This window comes from Streptomyces murinus, assembly GCF_002154555.1.
Classification (GTDB): domain Bacteria; phylum Actinomycetota; class Actinomycetes; order Streptomycetales; family Streptomycetaceae; genus Streptomyces; species Streptomyces murinus.
Map to the genome: position 1 here is coordinate 1 of NZ_MUNF01000329.1, position 6044 is coordinate 6044.

5 protein-coding genes and 1 pseudogene are annotated in these 6044 nt (G+C 73.9%); 3 read left to right on the top strand and 3 right to left on the bottom strand.

The window, feature by feature from the left end:
- A pseudogene (locus CCN72_RS20405) lies at positions 1-741 on the top strand (Ig-like domain repeat protein); the annotation flags it as partial.
- A gap of 18 nt (positions 742-759) precedes the next feature.
- Here CCN72_RS20405 and CCN72_RS20410 read toward each other — a convergent pair.
- Both CCN72_RS20410 and CCN72_RS20415 read right to left on the bottom strand, forming a co-directional pair.
- Complete coding sequence (locus CCN72_RS20410; RefSeq protein ID WP_086808767.1) at positions 760-1992, bottom strand: hypothetical protein; 1233 nt, start codon at positions 1990-1992, stop codon at positions 760-762.
- A gap of 152 nt (positions 1993-2144) precedes the next feature.
- Positions 2145-3341, bottom strand: a complete 1197-nt coding sequence (locus CCN72_RS20415; RefSeq protein WP_244174344.1) for a PP2C family protein-serine/threonine phosphatase — start codon at positions 3339-3341, stop codon at positions 2145-2147.
- Between the two features lie 143 nt (positions 3342-3484).
- Between CCN72_RS20415 and CCN72_RS20420 the strand changes: the two genes are divergently transcribed.
- Both CCN72_RS20420 and CCN72_RS20425 read left to right on the top strand, forming a co-directional pair.
- Positions 3485-3967 carry a hypothetical protein gene (locus CCN72_RS20420; RefSeq protein WP_086808769.1) on the top strand — a complete coding sequence of 161 codons (483 nt, stop codon included), beginning with the start codon at positions 3485-3487 and terminating at the stop codon, positions 3965-3967.
- 79 nt (positions 3968-4046) lie between these two features.
- Positions 4047-4982 carry a hypothetical protein gene (locus CCN72_RS20425; protein WP_086808770.1) on the top strand — a complete coding sequence of 312 codons (936 nt, stop codon included), beginning with the start codon at positions 4047-4049 and terminating at the stop codon, positions 4980-4982.
- On the opposite strand, the gene CCN72_RS20430 is transcribed toward CCN72_RS20425, so the two are convergent.
- The coding region (locus tag CCN72_RS20430; RefSeq protein ID WP_107430132.1) for an aminotransferase-like domain-containing protein at positions 4870-6044 on the bottom strand (1175 nt) is incomplete at its 5' end. The genes CCN72_RS20425 and CCN72_RS20430 overlap by 113 nt on opposite strands.

The window sequence follows — 6044 nt, forward strand, 5'->3', positions numbered from 1 at the left end:
CCGCCGGCCGGCGGCAACGTGAAGTACACGGTCGCTTACGCGGGCGATGCCCAGCACACCGCGGGCTCCGGGTCGGACACGGTCGACGTCTCCCGCGCCAAGCCGTCGATCAGCATCAGCAACAACGGCAAGACGTACGACTACGGCAAGTCCGTGAAGTTCACCGCGCACCTCGGTTCGACGTACAAGAACCGCTCGGTGGAGATCTGGGCCGACCCCTACGGCGGCGACCGGCCGAACAAGCTGGTGAAGTCCGGCAAGGTGGACGCGCACGGCAATCTCTCGGTCTGGATGAACCTGTACCGGGACACCAAGGTCACCGCCAAGTTCACCGGCGACGCCCGCTACCGGTCGGCCACGGCGACGAGCACGGCGTACGACCGGGTGAGCGTCTCCACCTCGGTGTCGGGCTCCTACAAGTCCAAGTCCACCTGGGGCCACACCTATTACTTCTTCCACAAGACCAAGAACCCGGTCGTCAAGACCAAGATGACGTACTACCCGGGCCGGTCGCAGAAGTTCGAGTTCGAGGTGTACTACCAGGGCAAGTGGTACCCGGGCGACCCCGAGTACTTCGGGCTGGCCGCCAACGGCACCTCCTCGGTCACGATCACCGGTGACCACGGCCAGGACGTCGGCTGGCGCTTCCGGGTCCGCTCCTCGTACATCAACGGCACCTCGGGCGACATCGTGAACTCCACGACGCACGGCGCCTGGAAGTACTTCACCTTCACCAAGTAGCCCTCATACGGCGGCGGTTCAGATCTCCTGAAGCTCCCTGAGCTGCCGCCGCACATCCTCCAGCGCGCCTTGCCTGCGGCCCGGCACCCGGGCGCGCAACTCAGCGAGCGCGGGCCCCAGTTCACGGGCCCGCGCCGCTTCGGTGATCCGGCCCCACTGGTGGTGCGCCCGGTCCACCGCGGCCTCCACGGCGGGCGCGTCCGCCTCCTGCCCGGCCGCGAGCCGCCGCTCGGCGACCGCCATCCACCCCTGGCAGCTGCGCGCCGCGTCCCCGGCGAACATCGCGAGATCGGCGCGCACCTCGGCCCAGTGCAGGGCGTCCTCGGAGGCAGGGCCGTGCTCGTCCGCCGCGGCTTCCTGATGCCGGGCGGCGATCGCCTCCGCCTCCTCGTGCCGCCCGGCCTGCACGGCGGTGCTGATGGCGGCGTGCGGATCCGGGGCCTCGGGGACGGGGTTCTCGGGCGGCGGGGATACGTCGAGGGGGGCGCCCGGCTCCACGACCGCGTCCGCGACCGCGCCGACGGGACCGCCGTACGTCTGCCACGCGCCCACGAACGGGCCGGACCCGAGGGTCCCGCCGGACGTCGGATGCGGGATCGCCGCATACGGCTGCGGGGCCGGGGCCGCGACCGGGGCCAGCAGGATGTTGGTCGGGGTCTCCTCCGGGATGCGGGCGAGCGCCTGCTGGTGGAGTTCGTCCAGCGGAGGGCGATGGCCGCTGCGCAGCAGGGTGGCGACCGTCTTCATGTACGACGGCTCGGCCGGGCCCCGGCGCCCGTGCGGCGGGGCGATCCGGCCGTAGACCGCGGTGGTGCGGCCGCAGTCCAGCGGCTGTTCGTGCAGCTGCCGCCAGACCTCCGGGTCCGCGTGCAGATCGACCACCAGGGCCGTCTGCCCGGGAGCGCGCAGCCGCAGCTCCTCGCGGATCCAGTGCCAGGGCACCGCGGTGTAGCGGACCGTGGCCGGGGTGGTGCGGGCCAGCGCCAGATGCGGCAGCCGCTGCCGGCGGTCCAGGTGCAGCTGGCCGGTGAGGTACACGGTGAGCGGTCCCGGCGCGGCCGCGGCGGCGCGCAGCCGGGTCAGCACGCCCTGGGGCTCCACCGGGTCCGCGAGCTCCACGACGTTGGCGGTGTCGGTGCCGGACAGCACAGTGGGGGCGACGGCGGCCAGCACCGGCAGCACGGCGGCCGCGTCCACCAGGCGTCCCCGGCCCAGCGGCGCCGCCGCGAGCAGCAGCACGGTTCCGGGCATGGTCCCTCCCCCTGTAGGCCCTGCGGTCCCTGCGGATCCGCTCTCTCCCGTCAGCACCGTAGCCGCTGTGACCCCCGCAACGCGCCTTCGCCCGGGGAACATCCCCGTTCGGGCGCCTCCGCCTGCCCCCTGGTCCCCTCGGGGTTGCCCCCTCAGGGGATCTGGGCCCCCGGCGGCCGCGGCGCCTCCCCGATCTCCGGCAGCGGCTGCGTCCCCGGGCACTCCTCCATCTCCGGGAGGCGGCGGACCGCGAAGGCCGTGGTGTCGTCGGCCAGCCGGCCCCCGCTGTGCCGCAGCACCCCGTCGCGGACGCGCCGGACCAGCCGGCCGGGTTCCGCGCAGCCGGGATCGGCGGCGACCGCGCGGGCGACATCGCCGATCAGGTCGTAGAACTCGCCCCTGCCGTCGCGGGCCTCGGTCACCCCGTCGGTGACCACCAGCAGCGTCTCCTCCTCGGCGAGCGGCACCCGGTGGACCGGCGGCAGCCCGCCGACCAGGTCGCCCAGGCCGAGCGGCGCCCCGTCCCCGCTGGGCAGCTCGCGCACCCCGTGCGGCCCGACCGCGAGCGGTGCCTCGTGGCCGAAGTTGATGACGTCGACCGTTCCGCTCTCGCCCCAGGCGAAGTCGACCAGCACGGCCGTGGCGAACCGGTCCCCGTCCCGGCGGCCGATCGCGGTGGTGTGCACGCGGTGCCGGAGCATCCGGATCTCCAGGCGCTCACCGACGGTGCCGAGATCCTTCTCGTGGTACCCGGCCTCCCGGAAGGTGCCGAGCAGCGCGGCCGCCGCCTCCACCGCGCCCAGCCCCTTGCCCTGCACATCGCCGAGCAGCACACGGGTGCCGTACGGGCCGGGCTGTATGTCGTAGAAATCGCCCCCGACCTGCGCCTCCACATCCGCGGCGAGATACACCCCCGCCTGCTTCAGACCGGCCCAGCGCGCGGGCAGCGGGCGCAGCACGGCCCGTACCGTGGTCTCGGCGACGTCCTGCATGCGCAGCATGCGCCGCTCCTGCCGCATCCGCAGCGCCGCCGTCAGCGTGGCCAGCACACCACCGAGAGCGACCAGCACGAAGTCGGGCAGGCCCGCCTGGTACTGGTCGGGCCAGGCGCTGTCCACGAGGACGTACGTCACCAGGGACAGCAGCCCGAAGGCGGCCGTCGTCCCCACCCCGCAGACCGCGGCGGCCAGACCGGGCACCAGGACGATCCAGGAGACGATGCGGAACTCCGCGCCGGTCTCCAGGTCCAGCAGGGCGATGCCGACGAGCAGCAGCGACGGCAGCAGCCAGCCGTAACCGCGCCCGCAGATGCGCGGCGGATGCCACCGCTTGTATCCCGTCCCGGTCACGACCTCCGAGTCTCCAGGTTCCTCGAAGAAACACGGGGAAAGCCCGCCGGATCGCATGCCCGGGCCCCCGGCCGACTTGCCAGAGCCCGCCCCCAGGTGTGCATTGGATAGCGAAACGGGGGCGAGGAGAGAGGAGTGCTCTCATGGCTCATGCGGCACCCGCACCCGGCGGAATCCCCCGGCGCGCCCCGGCGCCCGAGGTGCAGGCCGGCACCTCCCCCGACCGGCGCCGTACCCCCGATGTCCTCGGCGCCCGCACCCATCGCATCGCCCGGATCGCGGTCCCCGTCGTCCTGGCCCTGATCTACGGCTACTGGGTCGCGGCCGACAACCGCGCCGGCGGCCCCATCACCGGCTGGAACCTGCTGCTCGGGTTCGTCAGCGCCCTCGTCTTCGCCGTCGTCTGCATCGCGCTGCTGGCGCTGGCCCCCCGGATGATCCGGGAGGTGCACGCACTGCTGTGGACGGCGTTCGTCGGCATCGCCTTCGGCTTCCTCTACAGCCAGAGCGGCCACTCGATCCTGCGCTCCATCCTGATGTCCGCGCTGATCGCCGGGGCCACCTTCGTCGTCTTCTTCTACCGGTACTACACACGCGAGGACGCCTTCGGGCGGCGGATCCGCTGAGGCGGGCGCGATCCACCGGGATCGCCCGAGCGGACGCACTCCGGTCGCGTGCGGCCCCCGCAGGCAGTTGCCTGAAAAGGTGCCGCCACGCCTGAGGAGCGCCCTGTCGGCCGTACTGATCACCCTGTCCTGCCTGCTCGTACCGTTCGGCGCGCTGGCACTGTGGGCGACGTACGGACTCACCGACACGGGCCGGTACGTCACCACGATGGCTCCGCTGGCCACCGACCCGGACGTGCGGGAGGCCGTCGCGGACGCCGTCGGTGACAGCCTGCTCCACGAGGCCGGCCACCGGCTGGACACCGACCCGCTGCCAAGCTCCGTACGACCCTTCGTGCACGACGCCGTGCGCTCCTTCACCCAGACCCAGGCCTTCCGGCTCGCCTGGGACGCCGGTAACCGGGTCACCCACGACGCGGTGCTGCGGGCCCTGCGCGACGACCGCGACGAAGCGGCCGCCGAGCCGGTCACCGTGGACTTCGCCCCCGTCACCGCCCAGGTCAAACAGCAGCTCAGCGACGAGCACATACCGCTCGCCGCCCGTATCCCGGTGCAGCACACCGCGGTCGCCGTGCTCCCGGCCGACGAACTGACCTCGCTACGAAAGGGGTTCCACGTGCTCGAAGTCGCCGGATTCTGGCTTCCGCTCGCGGCCGTGGCCTTCGCCGCCGCGGGGATCGCCCTGGCCGTGCGCCGCCGCCGGGCCATCGCCGCGACCGCCCTCGGCACCGCCCTCGCGGGCGCGCTGCTCGGTCTCGCGGTCGCCGTCGGCCGCGCCCTGACCCTCGCCGGACTGCCCTCCGACGTACCCCACCCGGCCGCCGGCGCCGTCTACGACGCCCTGACCGGGACCCTGCGCACCGTCTCCTGGCTGCTGCTCGGACTCGGCCTCACGGTGGCCCTCACCACCTGGCTGACCCGGAACCTGCGGCCCGCCCGCCTCGTGCGACGGCTGCGAGGACCGAAAGAGCCCGCGCCAGCTCCGGCTCAGGAGCCGACCCGAGTCCAAGCCTGACCGCGCCCGGCGCCCCGCCGGGCCCCACCGCGAACGCCGTCCCCGGCGTGACCGCGATCCCGCGTTCCCGCGCCGCCGCCGCGAAGGTGTCGGCCCGCCATGGCGCCGGCAGCTCCCACCAGGCGAAATAGGAGGACGGGTCCGACCGTACGGCGAAGCCGTCCAGCTCCTCGGCCACCAGCCGCCGGCGCCGGGCGGCATCCCGCCGCTTGGCCGCCACCAGCCGCTCCACCGTCCCGTCGCCGATCCAGCGCACCGCCGCCTCCAGCGCGAACGCGCCCGCGCTCCAGCCCCCGGACCGGATCGCCCGCGCCACGGCCTCGGTACGGTCGCCGGGTACGACGACGAAGCCGACGGTGAGCCCGGGGGCGACGCGTTTGGAGAGGCCGTCGACGAGGTGGACGAGATCGGGGGCGAGGGCCGCGAGCGGGGGCGCGCCCGCTTCGGCCGAGGGGCGCAGGAAGGACCAGATCCGGTCCTCGATCACCGGTATCCCCAGCCTGTGGATGACGTTCGCCAGCTCGGCCCGGCGGTTCGCGCTCGTGGTCAGCGTGGTCGGGTTGTGCAGGGTCGGCTGGAGGTAGAGGGCGGACAGGGGGGCTGCGCGGTGCGCGGCGGCGAGGGCGTCCGGCCGGGGGCCCTCCTCGTCCATCGCGAGCGGCACCAGGGTCCGCCCCAGCCGGGTGCCGATCTCCTTGACCAGCGGATACGTCAGCGTTTCGACGCCGACCCGGCCGCCGGGCCGAACCAGGGAGACAAGCGTGGCGGCGATGGCCTGCCGGGCGTTGCCGGTGAACAGGATCCGCTCCGGTTCCGCGCGCACACCCCCCTGGGCGAGCAGCCCGGCGACCGCCTCCCGCGCGGCCGGGGTGCCCGCGACCGAGGCCGGGCGCAGCGCGCCGCCGAGCGCGTCCGAGCGCGCGAGCGAGGCGAGGGCCGGGCTCAGCATCTCCGACTGCCCGGGCAGATAAGGGTAGTTGAGCTCAAGGTTCACCGGCTCGTCGCCCGCCGCCTCGGTCAGGGCGCGCCCCGGCTGCCCGTCCGGGGCGCGCCCTGACCGAG